At 68.7% G+C, this 15,717-nt stretch carries 14 protein-coding genes; 7 read left to right on the top strand and 7 right to left on the bottom strand.

The window, feature by feature from the left end:
- Positions 1-2 precede the first annotated feature (2 nt).
- Positions 3-1,121 (bottom strand): phosphoribosylformylglycinamidine cyclo-ligase, encoded by a 1,119-nt coding sequence (gene purM, locus ACTICP_RS05535; RefSeq protein ID WP_441890315.1) that lies wholly within the window; start codon positions 1,119-1,121, stop codon positions 3-5.
- 77 nt (positions 1,122-1,198) lie between these two features.
- Between purM and ACTICP_RS05530 the strand changes: the two genes are divergently transcribed.
- Complete coding sequence (locus ACTICP_RS05530; RefSeq protein WP_441890313.1) at positions 1,199-1,804, top strand: zinc-binding alcohol dehydrogenase; 606 nt, start codon at positions 1,199-1,201, stop codon at positions 1,802-1,804.
- Positions 1,805-1,983: 179 nt separating this feature from the next.
- Here ACTICP_RS05530 and ACTICP_RS05525 read toward each other — a convergent pair whose 3' ends face one another.
- Entirely contained in the window at positions 1,984-2,298 is a 315-nt protein-coding gene (locus ACTICP_RS05525) for a potassium transporter Trk (protein ID WP_441890311.1), read from the bottom strand.
- Positions 2,299-2,318: 20 nt separating this feature from the next.
- Positions 2,319-3,149 carry a siderophore-interacting protein gene (locus ACTICP_RS05520; protein WP_441890310.1) on the bottom strand — a complete coding sequence of 277 codons (831 nt, stop codon included), beginning with the start codon at positions 3,147-3,149 and terminating at the stop codon, positions 2,319-2,321.
- A gap of 302 nt (positions 3,150-3,451) precedes the next feature.
- Here ACTICP_RS05520 and ACTICP_RS05515 point away from each other — a divergent pair, with 302 nt between their 5' ends.
- From ACTICP_RS05515 to ACTICP_RS05490, 6 genes are all read left to right on the top strand, one after another.
- Positions 3,452-5,623 carry a hypothetical protein gene (locus ACTICP_RS05515; RefSeq protein ID WP_441890308.1) on the top strand — a complete coding sequence of 724 codons (2,172 nt, stop codon included), beginning with the start codon at positions 3,452-3,454 and terminating at the stop codon, positions 5,621-5,623.
- A gap of 103 nt (positions 5,624-5,726) precedes the next feature.
- Positions 5,727-8,114, top strand: a complete 2,388-nt coding sequence (locus tag ACTICP_RS05510; RefSeq protein ID WP_441838862.1) for an HtaA domain-containing protein — start codon at positions 5,727-5,729, stop codon at positions 8,112-8,114.
- Positions 8,111-8,977 (top strand): HtaA domain-containing protein, encoded by an 867-nt coding sequence (locus ACTICP_RS05505; RefSeq protein ID WP_441838860.1) that lies wholly within the window; start codon positions 8,111-8,113, stop codon positions 8,975-8,977. Before ACTICP_RS05510 ends, ACTICP_RS05505 begins: the two co-directional genes overlap by 4 nt.
- A 5-nt stretch (positions 8,978-8,982) precedes the next feature.
- A complete protein-coding gene (locus ACTICP_RS05500; protein ID WP_441838864.1) occupies positions 8,983-10,119 on the top strand; it encodes a heme/hemin ABC transporter substrate-binding protein in 1,137 nt (378 codons plus the stop codon).
- Positions 10,116-11,198, top strand: a complete 1,083-nt coding sequence (locus ACTICP_RS05495) for a FecCD family ABC transporter permease (protein WP_441890305.1) — start codon at positions 10,116-10,118, stop codon at positions 11,196-11,198. Before ACTICP_RS05500 ends, ACTICP_RS05495 begins: the two co-directional genes overlap by 4 nt.
- Entirely contained in the window at positions 11,195-11,989 is a 795-nt protein-coding gene (locus tag ACTICP_RS05490) for a heme ABC transporter ATP-binding protein (protein WP_441890303.1), read from the top strand. The genes ACTICP_RS05495 and ACTICP_RS05490 overlap by 4 nt, the downstream gene beginning before the upstream one ends.
- A 30-nt stretch (positions 11,990-12,019) precedes the next feature.
- On the opposite strand, the gene ACTICP_RS05485 is transcribed toward ACTICP_RS05490, so the two are convergent.
- Genes ACTICP_RS05485 through ACTICP_RS05470 form a run of 4 tightly spaced genes read right to left on the bottom strand, consistent with a single transcriptional unit; the run spans position 12,020 to position 15,593 of the window.
- Positions 12,020-12,892: a lytic murein transglycosylase gene (locus ACTICP_RS05485; protein ID WP_441890301.1), complete on the bottom strand. Its 873-nt coding sequence runs from the start codon at positions 12,890-12,892 to the stop codon at positions 12,020-12,022.
- A 42-nt stretch (positions 12,893-12,934) separates the two neighbouring features.
- Positions 12,935-14,503: an Ig-like domain-containing protein gene (locus ACTICP_RS05480; RefSeq protein WP_441890299.1), complete on the bottom strand. Its 1,569-nt coding sequence runs from the start codon at positions 14,501-14,503 to the stop codon at positions 12,935-12,937.
- An 11-nt stretch (positions 14,504-14,514) separates the two neighbouring features.
- A complete protein-coding gene (locus tag ACTICP_RS05475; protein WP_441890297.1) occupies positions 14,515-14,913 on the bottom strand; it encodes a hypothetical protein in 399 nt (132 codons plus the stop codon).
- Positions 14,910-15,593, bottom strand: coding sequence for a heme oxygenase (biliverdin-producing) (locus tag ACTICP_RS05470; protein ID WP_441890295.1), 684 nt, complete (start codon positions 15,591-15,593; stop codon positions 14,910-14,912). Before ACTICP_RS05470 ends, ACTICP_RS05475 begins: the two co-directional genes overlap by 4 nt.
- Positions 15,594-15,717: the final 124 nt, after the last annotated feature.

Below are 15,717 nucleotides of genomic sequence, written 5' to 3'. Positions count from 1 at the left end.
TGTTACTTCGCTCCGTTCGCATATGCGCCGACCAGGCGCACCGCACCGCCGTCGACGCCCTTGGCGCCCTCTTCGAACTCGCCGGCGGGGCGCGCGCCGGTGGAGACCGTCGCGACCTGCCAGGCGTCGATGCCCTCGACCGCGAGAGCGGCGATCGCGGCATCTTTCTGGGTCTGGTCGATCACGGCGAGGAAGCCGATGCCGAGGTTCCAGGTGCCTTCGGTGTCTTCGAGGGGGGTGCCGGCGATGTCGCCGAGCACCCGGAAGACCGTGCTCGGCGACCAGGTCGAGCGGTCGACCTCTGCCCAACTGCCGACGGGCAGCACGCGGGCGAGGTTGGCGGCGATACCGCCGCCGGTGACGTGGCTGAGCGAATGGATGCTGCCATCGGCGAGCGCGTCGATCAGACGCAGCAGCGGCTGCGTGTACAGACGAGTCGGCTCGAGGAGCGCCTCGCCCCAGGTGGTGCCCAATTCTGCTGCGGCGTCGCCGTAGCCGATGCCCGCGTTCGTGACGATGTGGCGCACGAGCGAGTAGCCGTTGGAGTGCAGGCCGCTCGATGCCAGGGCTAGCACGACATCGCCGTCCTGGACGCGGTGGGAGCCCAGCACAGCATCCGCCTCGACGACACCGGTGGCGGCGCCGGCGACGTCGTAATCGCGCGGTCCGAGCAGACCCGGGTGCTCTGCGGTCTCGCCGCCGACGAGGGCCGTCCCAGTGGCGGCGCAGGCGTCGGCGACGCCGCGGACGATGTCGGCGATGCGCTCGGGGACGACCTTGCCGCAGGCGATGTAGTCGGTCATGAACAGCGGCTTCGCCCCGACCACGACGATGTCGTCGACGACCATGCCCACGAGGTCCTGACCGATCGTGTCGTGCTTGTCGATGGCCTGCGCGATCGCGACCTTCGTGCCGACGCCGTCGGTGCTGGTCGCCAGCAGCGGCTTGGTGTAGCCGAGCAGCGACGAGGCGTCGAACAGTCCGGCGAAACCGCCGAAACCGCCGAGCACTTCGGGGCCATGCGTCGAGCGCACGGACGACTTCATCAGTTCGACAGCGAGGTCACCGGCAGCGGTGTCGACACCGGCTTCGGAATAGGGATTGGTGGAGGAGGCAGCCACCAGACAAGACTACCGCCGCGCGGACAGTCGGATATCCGGTTCCTGCCCCGCTCGCAGGACCTCCCTAGGATGGGGCCATGGCCGACAAGCCCCAGTGGTTGATCCGTGAGGACGCCGCAGTGCCGGTGCTGGTCGCGCTCGCGCTGCGGCAGATGCTCGGCATCCGTGAGCCCGACGACCTGCCTGCGCTGCGCGAACTGGACGTGCGCGCTCCGGATGCTGTGGACGCCACCCCCGCGCTCGAGCAGCAGTGGCGGAACTACTGGGACATGACGATCGAACCGCGCACGCACCCGGCGGAGGGTCCGCTGGAACTCATCGACGGCTTCGAGACCCTCGTCGCCCTGCCGGCCAGCGGCGCCGAAGAGCTGCGTGCTGCGATCTCACCGCTCGCGGCATCGGCGATGGCCTATGCGAAGGCGGCACGCAACCGCTACTTCGAGGCCATGAAGACGGCGACCGGTGGTGGGGCGTACCGCGCCTACGCCAGCGCGATCGCCGAGTTCGAGCGGGAAGTCGGCCGGCGCGCGCACTCCTTCGAGCTGAACGTGCAGGTGCTGCCGTTCTCGCAGCGCGGGATCTGGTGGATCGGCGCGCTGACGGTGGCCGTGACCGACGGTCTGCGGCGAGATGTCGTCGCGTTCGACGGCGCCATCCGCCCGATCATCGGTGAGCTCGCCTGAGCGGCCGCGTGGACACTTCGACTCGCTTCGCTCGCTCAGTGCGTTTCGTCTTCGGCGGCTTCGCCGCCTACGCTCAACGACCAGCGGTGGCACTCCCTGCGGGTCGTTGAGCGAGCGAAGCGAGACGAAACGCGTTGAGCGAGCCGGAGGCGAGCCGAAACGACGGATGCCGCAGCGGGTCAGTCCTCGGGGATGATCGTCTCGTGGTCGACGCGCACGACGCGGTCGTGCCGACGGGCGATGCGCTCGAGCACCATGGCCACGACGCCGCCGAGCGCCAGGCCGATCGGAGCCGTCCACAGCAGCGTGAACCCGAAGACCTGCCCGGGCGGGTAGACGACGTCGAGCGTCGCGGACGGCTCGTAGCTGCCGACCATCGTCAGGATGCCGGCAGCGATGATGCCCAGCACGACCCCGATCGCCATGAGCACGCCGTAGCGCGGCACGCGCCGCACGGTCGCTTCGACGGTCTCACGGGGTTCGGGGGAGGACATGCCTCCATTGTCCCACGCTCTCAGATCTGCCCGACGGTCTCGCGCTTCTCAGCCTGGAACGCATCCTCACGACGCCCGTGCGCCCAGTACGCCGACAGCGACAGCTGCGTGCGGTCGAGACCGCGCTCCTCGGTCAGGTGCGGACGCAACTGTTTCATCGCGCCGCGCTCGCCGTGCGCGAAGACCTGCACCCGCCCGTCTCGCCAGTCCAGTGCGCGCACCGCGTCGACCAGCAGATCGGTCGTGCCCGCCTGGCTGTCACCGCGGTGCAGCCAGCGCACCTCGATCCCGTCCGGGGCGACCAGATCGAGCTGCTCGGACTCGTTCTGCACCTCGAGGAGCGCCGTGCCGACGGCATCCGCCGGCATCGCCTCCAGAGCCGCCGCGATCGCCGGGATCGATGACTCGTCGCCGACGAGCAGGTGCCAGTCGGCCGCGGCATCCGGAGCGTAACCGCCGCCGATCCCGCCGAGCACGACCGGATCACCGGGCTGTGCGTTCGTCGCCCAGGGCCCGGCGACGCCCTCGTCCCCGTGGGTGACGAAGTCGATCCAGACCCGGCCGGCATCGAGCTCGAACCGGCGGATCGAATACGTGCGCGTCGAGGGCAGCAGTTCGATCGGCAGTTCTTCGCGCAGTTGCTCCATGTCGTACGGCGGCGTGAGCCCTGCCTCGGCCGGCGCGAACAGCATCTTCGTGTACGCATCGGTGAAGCCGTTCTCCTCGACGGCGGCGATGCCGGGGCCGCCGGCGACGATCCGCACCAGGTGCGGGGTGAGCCGGATGCGCTCGATGACCTCGAGCACGATCTGCGGGCGTTGGGGGCGGCGGGGACGCTCTGGGCTGGTCATGTGTTTCCTTCGTTCCGTATGGCATGTGCGCTGTTGTGAGATTCAACCGGCATGGCTTAGTATTGCCTAAGTTAGGTAGGCCTTAGCCGTGAACGTGCTCAGACAGGAGCGGATGCGGGCCCACCGACCACCCGAGATCGAGACTCTACCCAGAGTCGTGTGACGGAGCGAGCGCCCTCCCTACCAAGAAGCAGCGCCCGCTCCCGGCCGCCGGCCTCGGGCTGACACGCGCCATTGGCGCGCCTGAAAACAGCGCGGCCGTGCGGCCACGCTGAGTCTACTCGGCAAGGATCACCAATCACATGGCAAAATCATCAGTTGCGGCGGTGCCCGCCCGGGCGCGCAGCGCACGCGGTAGAAGGCGTCTTCTCAGTCTCGTCGCGACAACGGCACTCGCACTCGGAAGTGTGGCGTTGCCGGTTGTCGCGCAGGCTGCGGAATCACCGTCGTTCACGACCGATGTGACCGAGGTCGCGAACGACCGGATCGACATCGCGATCGAAGGCTCCGGGTACGGCGACGTCGTGGCGCTGCCCGGTCAGAGCGAGCCGCACGCGTACTTCACGCTGATCGAGAAGGACGCAGACCTCTCGGATGTGACCGACACCCAGTCGGCGATCTCCGCGACGATCGACGCAGACGGCAACGTCAGCGACGTCCTGCCGATCCCCTCTGAGGAGCTCGACCAGACGAAGAGCTACGAGGTCATCTCCTGGCCCTCACGCTCCTTCCCAACCGACGCCAACCTCTACGCCCGCGCCGACATCACCATCGACTGGGACGCCCTCTTCCCCGAGGCGCCGCCGGCACCCGCTGTGCCGTCGTTCACGGCCGAGGTGACCGAGGTCCCCGATGAGCGGATCGATGTCGCGATCGAGGGCAGCGGCTACGAGGATGTCCCGGCGCTGCCGGGCCAGTCTGAGCCGCACGCATACTTCACCCTGATCGAGAAGGGCTCGGATCTCGCCGACGTCGGCCAGGCCGACACCGCCATCTCGGCTTCCATCGCAGAGGACGGCACGGTCAGCGACACGCTCTCCGTTCCCGCCGACGAGCTCGACGCGACAGCCGAGTACGAAATCATCTCCTGGCCCTCACGCTCCTTCCCCACCGAGGCGACCCTCTACGCCCGCGCCGACATCACGATCGACTGGGCGGCACTCTTCCCCGAGGAAGAGCCGACCTGGGACCCGCAGCTGAGCGTCGCCCCCGCGACGGACCTGGACCCGGAGGGTGACACGGTCACCGTCTCGGGCGAGGGCTACAACCCGGCGCAGGGTCTCTACGTGTTCCTCTGCGAGGATGTCGATCTTCCCGCAGACCTGTGGCAGCTCGCTCTGGGCTGCCGCGACGGCGCCGCGCTGGTGACGCCGTCTGAGGACGGCACCTTCGAGCTCGAGTACACCGTCAAGCAGCTGAACGATGGCGCTACCGCCGTGTACACGGCAGCGAACCACACGGCGCAGACCGATCGCACGCAGGATGCCAAGGCGACCCTCGCGTTCGCCGAGCCGGTCGAGCCGCAGCCCGCCGTCCCGTCGTTCACGACCGATGTGACCGAGGTCGCGAACGACCGGATCGACATCGCGATCGAAGGCTCCGGGTACGGCGACGTCGTGGCGCTGCCCGGTCAGAGCGAGCCGCACGCGTACTTCACGCTGATCGAGAAGGACGCAGACCTCTCGGATGTGACCGACACCCAGTCGGCGATCTCCGCGACGATCGACGCAGACGGCAACGTCAGCGACGTCCTGCCGATCCCCTCTGAGGAGCTCGACCAGACGAAGAGCTACGAGGTCATCTCCTGGCCCTCACGCTCCTTCCCAACCGACGCCAACCTCTACGCCCGCGCCGACATCACCATCGACTGGGACGCCCTCTTCCCCGAGGCGCCGCAGCCGGAGGAGCCGGTCTTGACGGTGACCGGTGCTGACGGCGAGGCCCTCACTTCGGTCACGCAGGGCGACGAGGTCACCTTCTCGCTGAGCCCTGTCGAGGCCGGCACGGAGTTCGAGGTCACGATCGAGTCCGACCCGATCACGCTCCCGGACCTTGCGGTCGCCGACGCGGACGGCATCGCCCAGGCGACCTGGACCGTCGCCGAGGACTTCGAGCCCGGTGAGCACACCGTGACCTTCGCATCCGCCTCCGCGTCGTACAGCGCGGTCTTCGAGGTGCTCGCCGCGGACGGAGAGTCCGGCGGGTCCGACGACGAAGGCGACGACAACGGCGCAGGCGGCGACGACAACGGCGACGGTGCGGACGACAACGGCAGCACCGCAGGCGGCAACAGCACCGCAGGCGGCAACGACACCGCAGCGACGGGCGACGGCGGGTCCGCGAACGGCCAGCTCGCCGTGACCGGCACCGACGGAGCAGGTATCGCACTCTCGGCCGCGGCACTGCTGATGCTGTTGGGCGCGGGAGTGCTCGTGATGGCGCGACGCCGCTCAGCGACGGCCGATCAGGTCTGACGCGAGCTGTGATCCAAGGGTCGGATGCCTCTCTCATCGCGAGGAGAGGCATCCGACCCGCTGTACGAGAGAACGTCCCCGAGAACCGTAGGAAGTGATTTCCGTGGCCCGATCCGCGTGGTCCCGCAAGACCCTCGCCCTCGTCATCGCGACAGCCGTCGCGATCGGCATCCCGATCACCTCCGCACCGGCGGCCAGTGCGGCCGAGACCCCGTCGTTCACCACCGGGGTGACCGAGGTTCCGAACGAGCGGATCGACATCGCGATCGAGGGCGCCGGATACGGCGATGTGGAGGCGCTGCCCGGCCAGGACGGCCCGCACGCGTACTTCACGGTGATCGAGAAGGGGTCGGATCTGGCGGCAGTGGAGGACACACAGGCCGCGATCTCGGCGAACATCGACGCCGACGGCAGGGTCAGCGAAACGCTGGCCGTCCCCGCCGCCGATCTGAACACCGGGACCGAGTACGAGGTCATCTCATGGCCGTCGCGGTCGTTCCCGACCGACGAGAATCTGTATGCGCGTGCCGACATCGTGATCGACTGGGATGCGCTGTTCCCCACCGGCGCGCCGGACAGGGCCATCGTCACGCTCTCCGCCGACACCGCCTCGGCATATGCGGACCAGGAGATCACGCTGACCGCGACGGTCACCCCGGACATCGCAGGCACGGTCACGTTCCTGCGCGGCGCCGACCCCCTCGACGCCGCCGTGCGCACGGCCGACGGCACTGCCGCGCTACGGACGAAACTGCCGGTCGGCGACCACCGCATCACCGCGTACTTCGCACCCGATGACCAAGCGTATGCGGACTCGACATCCGATCCGGTGGCGATCACCGTGACGGAGCGATCGACCGAAGGCAGCCTGCAGTGGGGCGTGAAGAGCAACTTCCGCAGCTATGTCACCGGGAACATCGCGAACGGCCGCATCACGGTGGCCGAAGGAGCGCAGCAGGCTGCCGGCAACGGTGTCTTCACCTTCCCGCAGGCCTCATCCGGCACCGACTGGAACGGGCAGACCGGCACCGTGCAGTACGCCGGACAGGCGACCTTCTACGGACACAGCGGCGCACTGAACCACACTGTCGCGAACCCGCAGATCCGGGTGACGAGCGCATCCAGTGCCGACCTGCGGATCGACTACCGAGGCTCCACCATCACGTTCGCGACCATCGACCTGTCCACCGCCACGAAGCAGCAGCTGGACGGGGACGCCGTGCGATTCAGCAGCGCCGCCACGACGCTGACCAGTGCCGGTGCGCAGTTCTTCTCCTATCAGGGGCACGAGTTCTACAGTCCCGGCGAAGCGCTGGATCGCGTCACGTTCACGATCGGCGCGCCGAGCGACATCGACACCAGCGAGCCTCCGACCACACCAGCGGGGAACGAGACGAACGATTCGCAGCAGCAGGCAGCACCCGCGAGCGCCAGAAGCACAGCATCCGCCGGTTCACTGACCTGGGGCGTCTCCAGCGCGTTCGTCGCCTACACGACCTGCGCCGGCATCGAGCGTTTCGGATACTCGCACTGCGCGAAGGGATCCATCTCCTCCAGCGGCGTGGGGGACGGCTACCTGTTCCCGCAGGCTGAAGGCGGCGATTGGAACGCCGAGACGCAGACGGGGACCGTGAACTACTCGGGCGTGGTCAGCTTCCAGGGCTACGGCATGACGATGTTCAGCGTGTCGAATCCGTCGATCACGGTATCTGGCCCCGGCTCCGCCACGCTCCACACCGGGAACACGGCGAGCTTCGGCTCTTCGTCCTACGCGTTGGACCTGTCGTCGGCGACGAAGTCGGTCGGCGAGAACGGCGAGGTCACCTGGTCGGGAGTCGCCGTCCGCGGATCGCTCACCGGCGGCCCCGGAGGCGGCAGCCAGAACAGCATCACCTTCAACGACCTCAGCTTCACCGTGGGCACCCCGAGCAGCCAGACGTTCGGCACCACCTCGGCGGGCGACTCCGAGAGCGGTTACGAAGCCGCGGCGACGCCGCCGAGCACGGACGGTCTCGAAGTGCTCACGCCCGCCGACCGGATCCGCGAGGGCGGGCGCATCCAGGTGCAGGCGTCGGGCTTCGACCCCGGTGACAGCGGCGTACTCGTCGTCCTCTACCCGAGCGGCGCCGACGCGGAGCCCATCGTGCTCGACGACGCCGCGAGCGCCGATGAGGACGGCCAGGTGCACTGGTCCGGCACGCTCCCCGACTCGGGCACGGGCGACCATGTCCTCACTCTGCAGGGAAGTGCGGATGCCGGGGCCGAGATCGACATCCTGGAGAAGAAGTCCGCGTCGACGACGTTCTCCTCCGCCGCTCCCGAGGTGGCCACGCCCGCCGCGGCCGCGCTGCTTCCTCTGCCATCGGGCGGCATGGCGCTCTGGGAGTGGTGGGTGATCGCGCTGAGCCTCGTCTCCATCGCCGGATGCACCAGCGTGCTGGCGATCCGGCAACGGCGCTCCAACCAGACACAGCAGAAGGACTTCGCATGAACTCGAATCTCGTCTCCCGCATCGGCGTACTGGCGGCCGCGGCCGCCCTTGCGGGTTCGGCGCTGCTGGTCGCTCCGACCGCAGCATCCGCTCAGACCTCCGATGCCGCGTGCGAGGTGACCGGCAGCACGCTGAGCTGGGGCGTGAAGGAGAGTTTCCGGGCCTACATCAGCGGATCGATCGCGAACGGGTCGTGGGAGACGTCTGACGGCGCCGACTACGAGACGCCCGAGTTCGTGTGGACCGGCGGCACCGGAACCTTCGATCCCGAGACGGGAACGGGATCAGTGTCCTTCGTGGGAACCGTGCACTTCACGGGACACGACGGCGTTCTCGACCTCACGCTGGCGAACCCCACCGTGGAGTTCGAGAGCGGCGGCAGCGCCGCTCTCCTGCTCGACGCCCGCAGCACCGACATGGAGGGCGAGGTCGCCGTCGACACCGCCCAGGAGTGGGTCGGCGATATCACCCTCGACGGGGATCTCATCCCTTCAGACGGCGTGCTCGATATCGCCGAGCAGCCGACGACGCTGACGAACTCAGGCGCTGCGGCCTTCGCGGGCTTCTACGAGGCCGGGGTCGAGCTCGATCCCGTGAGCGTCACGCTCGAGCTCGACGGCTGCGACACCGGGGTGTCGACGATCTCCGAGGAGCCCGTTGCCGAGGAGCCCGTCGCTGCCGCACCGATCGCCGAAGAGGAGACCGACATCCCGTGGCTGCCGATCGTGATCGGCGGCGTGGCCCTCATCGTCATCGGGCTGACCACCGGGCTGCTGCTCGGCGGTCGCCGGCCCCGGCCTGCCCCAGAGTCGGCTTCGGACGCGGACCGCACCCCCGTCGATCCTCCGGCGGACGCGCAGTGACTGTCATGCCCCGGCGGCGTCGCGTCGCGCTGGTCGCAGGCCTCGCCGCCGTCCTGGTGCTGATGGCCGGATGCTCCGGCACCGTGCACGGCTCCGTCGAAGAGGGCACGTCACAGCAGCCTGCACTGTCGGAGATCACGGCGCTCGAGGATCCGCATGCCCACGAGGGCCCCTCCACGGCTGTGCTGCTCGACGCGGCGATCGAGCCGATCACCGCGGATCCTGAGCAGCAGCTGCCCACGACCGTCACCTCCTACACCCAGACGGGCGACGAAGAGCAGTTCGAGATCACCGAGACCGAGCGCGTGGTCGCCGTGGATCTCGCCGGGTCGATAGCGGCGAGCGTTTGGGCGCTGGGCTTCGGCGAGACTCTTGTCGGCGTCGACCAGTCGACGACGTTCTCCGGCACGGAGGACCTCGAACGGGTCACCTCCGGTGGCCACACAGTCAACGCCGAATCGATCATCGCCCTCGCTCCCGACGTCGTCATCACCGACGGCACCGTCGGCCCGCGCGATGTCATCGAGCAGTTGCGGGATGTCGGCATCACTGTCGTGTTCGTGGACAACGACCCCTCGTTCCAGGGCGCCCAGGATCTGGTGCGCCAGGTGGCAGGCGTTTACGGTGCGCCCGAGGCCGGCGAGAAATTGGCCGAACGGATCGGGCAGGAGATCGATGCGACCATCGCCGAGGTGGCCGAACTCGTCCCCGACGACGAGGCGGACCGCCTGCGGATCCTGTTCCTCTACCTGCGCGGCAACGCCGGCGTCTATTACCTGTTCGGCTCCGAATCCGGGGCGGACGATCTCATCTCCGCGCTCGGCGGCGTGGACGTCGCAGGCGAGCTCGGCTGGGAGGGTATGCGGCCGATGACCGATGAGGCGCTCGTCGCAGCCGACCCCGATCTGATCCTCACCATGACGGGCGGCATCGAGTCCGTCGGCGGCGTAGACGGCCTGCTGCAGGAGAAACCTGCCGTCGCTCTCACAACGGCAGGTGAGAAACGCCGCATCGTCGATATGGAAGACGGCGCGATCCTCTCCTTCGGCCCCCGTTCGGCAGCGGTGGTCGACGCACTCGCGCGAGCGATCTATGCACCGGACTCCGTCGGCACCGACTCGGCCGGCACCGACGACGAATGAACCGCGACCTCACCCAGATCGAAGCTGGGCCGAGCGTCCGATCGCGCTGGAGCAGACGTGTCATCGTCATCGTGGTGATGATCGTGCTGCTCGCCGTCGGCATCCTGCTGTCCGCGAGCCTCGGGCAGCTGCCGATCGGCCCGGGCCAGGTGATCGGATCTCTCCTGCGCGGCGTCGGGATCGATAACGCGTGGGCGCCGGAGGACCCGCTCATCGAGCAGACCCTGTGGCAGATCCGCTTCCCCCGCGTGATCATGTCGTTGCTCGTCGGCGCAGCCCTCGCCGTCGCCGGAGGCGTGATGCAGGCGGTGTTCGGCAACCCCCTCGCCGAGCCGGGTGTGGTCGGAGTGTCCTCCGGTGCGGCGCTGGGCGCTGCCACGGCGATCACCTTCGGGCTGTCATTCCTCGGCGGCTGGACCGTCGCTGCCTTCGCCTTCCTCGGAGGACTCGCCGCGACTTTCGTCGTGTACGCGACCGCCCGCGCGCAAGGACGCACCGAGGTCGTCACACTGCTGCTCACGGGCATCGCGATCAACGCCTTCGCGGGTGCGGGTCTCGCCCTCATCACCTTCCTCGGCGACACGCAGAGTCGTGAGCAGATCGTCTTCTGGCAGCTCGGCTCCCTCAACGGATCCCGCTGGGACGAGGTCTTCATCGTCGCCGTCGTCGGACTCGCGGCGATCGCGGTCGCCCTCCTGCTGGCGCCGCAGTACGACCTGCTCTCGCTCGGCGACCGCACCGCGGCCCACCTCGGGATCAAGGTGGAGCGCCTGCGGATCGTCTCGGTCGTGATCGTCGCGCTCATGACCGGCGTCGGCGTCGCCTTCGTCGGCATCATCGCATTCGTCGGACTCGTCGTGCCCCATCTCGTGCGCATGCTCCTCGGCCCCTCCCATCGCTGGCTGCTCACGGTGTCAGTACTCGGCGGCGCTGCTCTGCTCGTGTGGGCCGATCTGCTCGCCCGGACACTCGTGGTCGCATCCGATCTGCCGATCGGCATGCTCACCTCGCTCATCGGAGGACCGTTCTTCTACTGGCTGATCCGGCGCAGCCGGCGCCAGGCCGGAGGTTGGGGATGACCCGTCAGCTGAGCCTGGGGTGCGCCCAGCGTCTCGAATCCGTGAGCTATCGAGTAGGCGGCGTCACCCTCGTGGAGGACGTCGGCATGGACGTCCGCTATGGCGAGGTGCTCGCTCTCGTGGGACCCAACGGCGCCGGCAAATCAACGCTTCTGGGGCTGCTCGCGGGCGACCTGGCGCCGACAGCAGGGGTCGTGAATCTGGACGACCGCGCTCTCGGCGAGTGGAACCCGAAGGAACTCGCCCGAGCCAGGGCCGTCCTGCTGCAGTCGAACCAGGTCGCGTTCTCGTTCACCGCGCAGCAGGTGATCGAGATGGGAAGGGCTCCGTGGATCGGCACCGATCGCTCGGATGACGATCCACGCGCCATCGAAGACGCGATCGCCGCCACGGACGTGCGGCACCTGGCCTCGCGGGCGTTTCCGACGCTGTCCGGAGGCGAGAAGGCACGAGTCTCGCTCGCCCGCGTGCTCGCACAGGACTCCCGCATCGTCCTGCTCGACGAGCCGACGGCCGCGCTCGACCTGCGGCACCAGGAGGACGTGCTGCGCATCGCGCGGGGCCTCGCGATCGAGGGGCGCGCCGTGATCGTCGTGCTGCACGATCTGTCGCTCGCCGCCGCGTACGCCGACGTGGTGGCGATCCTCGCGGACGGCCGCCTGGTCGCCCACGGCAGCCCGGACGAGGTGCTCACTGCGGAACGCGTCGAGGACGTCTATGACACGCCCGTCCGCGTGTTCCGCGACGAGGACACCGGGCGTCCGATCATCATTCCCCGCCGGGCGCTCTGATCCAGCGGGAAGGGCGACCCCGCGCGAGGCTCAGCCGTACGCGGCGTACACGTCGGCGGCTTCGGCGACACGATGGTTGTAGTCGATGTTCGGGTTGTAGTCGGCGACGGCCGTGATCCAGTTCTGCGCAACGGTGAGGTCGCCGCCCACATCGCACAGATAGTGAGCGGCGGCCAGTGCCGCATCGTCGATCTGATCGGGGTCGCGCCGTCCATCCGCGTTGCCGTCCCGCCCGTAGATCTCCCAGGTGCCGGGGATGAACTGCATCGGACCAACGGCTCTGTCCCAGACCTGGTCGCCATCGAGGCGACCGCCGTCCGTGTCGGCGATGTGCGCGCTCGCCGTGCCGTCCAGCGCGATGCCCACGATCGACGGAGACACGACGCCGTCGCCGCCCAGCACCGCGCCCTGCGCGGCGCCGTGGTCGGACTCCACCAGTCCGATCGCGGCGAGCGTGTTCCAGCCGAGTCCGCACCGCGGGTACACGTCGGAGACGGCGATCGCGGCTCCCGCATACGCGTCGAGCGCGCGTGCCGGGATGCCGGAGGCATCGGACACTCGCGCGACCCAGCGCGGATCCGCCAGCCCGGTGACGGGGGCAGGTGTCATGGATGCCGGATCCGGGGTCGGTGACGGTGCATCGGTCGGTGCCGACTCGACGGGGACGCTGATGATGGCCGGAGACGGATCGACGGCCGGCGCCGGTGAGTCCTGGCCAGTGACGAGAAGGAGTACGGCCAGGGCGATGGTGATGAATCCGCCGCATCCGCAGAGCACCACGAGTGCCATCAGCCCCGCACTGCGACGACCCGGCACAGGAGGCAGGAGGTCCTCCTCCTGCGCGGCATCGGGGGCGCTCTCCCACAGTGCGGTGAACTCGTCATCCTCCCGGATGCCTGTCATCAGAGCGCCCTCCGTCATCATCGTGCCGTCGTCATCGTGCCGTCATCCTCGTGCGGAGCGTCGGCGCATGAGAAGAACGCCTCCTGCGATGAGACCGAGGATCCCCGCCACGATCAGCGCCGTCGCGGGCTCCGCCCCCGTCGTCGCGAGAGCCGCGTCGCGTGAGCCCGAAGCATGGCCAGCAGGATCCGCGGCGCCTCCCGTGGCGACCTCGATGGCGTCACCGCCGTCTTCGTCGGAGGACACGGGCGGTTCGGCCGCGAGGGCGACGGTGAGAACCGCCGGCTCCGAGAACAGCTCGAATCCGTCTCCGGTGACCACGGCCCGATACCTCTCGCCATCCTGGACGGCGTTGACCTCCGCGATCACCAGACGCTCTCCGATGGCACCGGGAATATCGGCCCAGTCGCCGTCGCTGAACCGCTGCCAGCGCACCGAGTACGGCGCGCTCGCTGCGACATCAACCGTGAACGCGGCATCCGCGCCCTCGGCGACATGGATGCTCTGCGGAGAAGAGGCGATGACCGGCGCAGCCGTGATCTGTTCCGACAGGTACGACAGTGTGATCGGCAACGGCTCCTTCGAGGAATCGGTGGAGACCCCGCTGCCCGCGAAGAACAGGTTGATGCCGGGGTTCAGCAGCGCGACGAACTCGTTCGGGAACGATGAGTCGAAGCCGTTGGCCCACGTTCCCGCTCCGCCTGCCTGCCCCTCCCAGTTCAGGGGTGTCTGCAGCACCGTCGTTCCGTCCGCCCCGGGGTGCGAGGTCGCGCCCGAGAAGGTGGCGATCGCAACTCGCACGGGACCGTAGGCCTGATCGAGGCTGCCGATCCGGTAGAAGCCGGAGAACTCTGCGGTGATGTACCCGTCGCCGTCGGCGCCGATGAGCACCTGGGGATCGGTGAAGACCCAGGTGTTCGCGGATCCGCTGGTCAGCTGCGCGGATCCGCTGAAGGAGATGGTGCTGGCGCCGGCGGCATCCGTGCTCCCGATGCCGCCATGGAAGGTGAACGGCCGGCTGTAGTACGCGCGAAGCTCGTCGAGGGTGCTGCCGGGTGACGACTCGGGGAGCGTGATGTCGCCGGAGAGGACCTGGCGCTCGAAGCCCACCGAGAAATTGCTGAACCAGATGTTCGCGATGCTCCAATCGAGGGTCGCGCCGGTGATCTCGGCGACGGGCTCCCCCACGACAACATCCGGCACCATGCGATCCGTGTCGACGACACGGTAGGTCATCGATGCGGATGCCGACGGGAGGTGGGTGCTCGAATCGGGCAGGAAGCGCGCCGTCACCGACCTCGCGCCGGAACCGGCCCAGTCATCGGTCTCGATCGCGGCGCGCCCTTCGCCGTCGACCTGGGCCGATCCCAGCAGCACTTCGCCGTCGTAGAACTCAACTATTCCGGTCGCCCCTGCCGGCGTGACCGTCGCCGAGACCGGAGCAGCCCGGCCGAGCAGGTAGACGGCGGTGTCGCCCTGCACCGGGAACGCCACCTGGACCCCCGTGCCGATCGCCTCAGTCACCCCGTCATCAGCCGCCCCGTCATCCGCTGCGAAGGCCGCCGAGGGCGACAGCATCAGCACGACCGCGAGTGCTGCCGCCCCCAGCATCCCACCGCGTCTCATTCCGAGACGTCCAGCTCGCGAATGACCTCGTACGCCTCATCGCCATCGCCGGTGAAGACGAGCGATGCGCTTCCCTCGGCGACGGCGGTGATCGATACGTTCCTGGTCGCGTCACCGCTGCCCGGGTCATCGACCTCGAGCACCAGCGGATCGGAGCTCTCCGCGCGCCATGACACACCGGGAGTGTCCACCAGCACGGTCAGCACATCGCCGACGGCGAGATCCACCTCAGCGACTTCGAGCTCCGCGAGAGAGATGCCGGGAGTCTCGACGGATTCGGATGCCGTCGGCGACGCGGTCGATGCGTCATCGCCCGGTGCACAGGCGCTGAGGAGACCGGTCAGCGCGAGCAGGACGACAAGGGAAGCGGCTGCTGCTGGGCGCAGGCGCGTCATGCCCGGTACTCCTCGAAGCGTGCGTCGAGATCGGCGAACACCTGATTGTTCATCCGGTACGCAAGTCGGACCTCGTCTTCGATGAGACGGATCTCGTCCTCGCTGAACGATGCGGCATCCAGCAGCTCTCGGTAGCGCACTTTGAAGGCGGCGGGGTCGGGGATCTCGGAGAACTCGTAGAACGTCGCTCCGGCACCTCGTTCGAGGCCGTATGCGCGGCGGTGCATCTCGCCGATCTGCTGCCCGCCCGAGAGGTCGGCCAGGTAGCGGGTGTACTGGTGTGCGACGTAGTGCGGCAGAGAGTCGCCGGCGTTCTCGTCGATGCGATCGGTGTACGGGCGCAGGCCCTCCGGGAATTCGATGCGGTCAACGGCGCCGTCTCCGAGCCAGTGCTCCAGATCTGCTCGGAGCGAAGGCAGACGATGCAGTTCAGGAAGCCAGAAGGCGAAGTCGTCGCCGAGACGTTCGCGCTGTTTCTCGGCCGTCTGCTCCAGGGAGCGGTAGATGTAGTAGTGATGCACGGCCTGCGCCGCGGCGCCCTCGGGGGTGAGCCCGCCGCGCGTGTACGCGTCGTAGTAGTGCGAGGGTCCTGAGTCGCCCGAGTCGGTGTGGCCTCCAAAGGAGACCTGGCGCAGGCGCTGGGAGAGCGCGGGAGTGTCAGTGGTCGTGGTGGTGGTCATTCCTCGTCCTTCAGGTGAACGGGTGGGTGGTGGGGGGCGCGGGCCCCCCCCACCCCCCCCAAGGGTTGTGATATAGGCGGGCCCGCGCTGGCGGCCGGCCGCGCCCACCCCAAACCCCACCGCC

Origin of the sequence: Microbacterium sp. (assembly GCF_052102115.1) — a bacterium.
In the GTDB taxonomy this organism is placed as follows: domain Bacteria; phylum Actinomycetota; class Actinomycetes; order Actinomycetales; family Microbacteriaceae; genus Microbacterium.
This window is presented reverse-complemented; position numbering and strand designations above follow the sequence as displayed.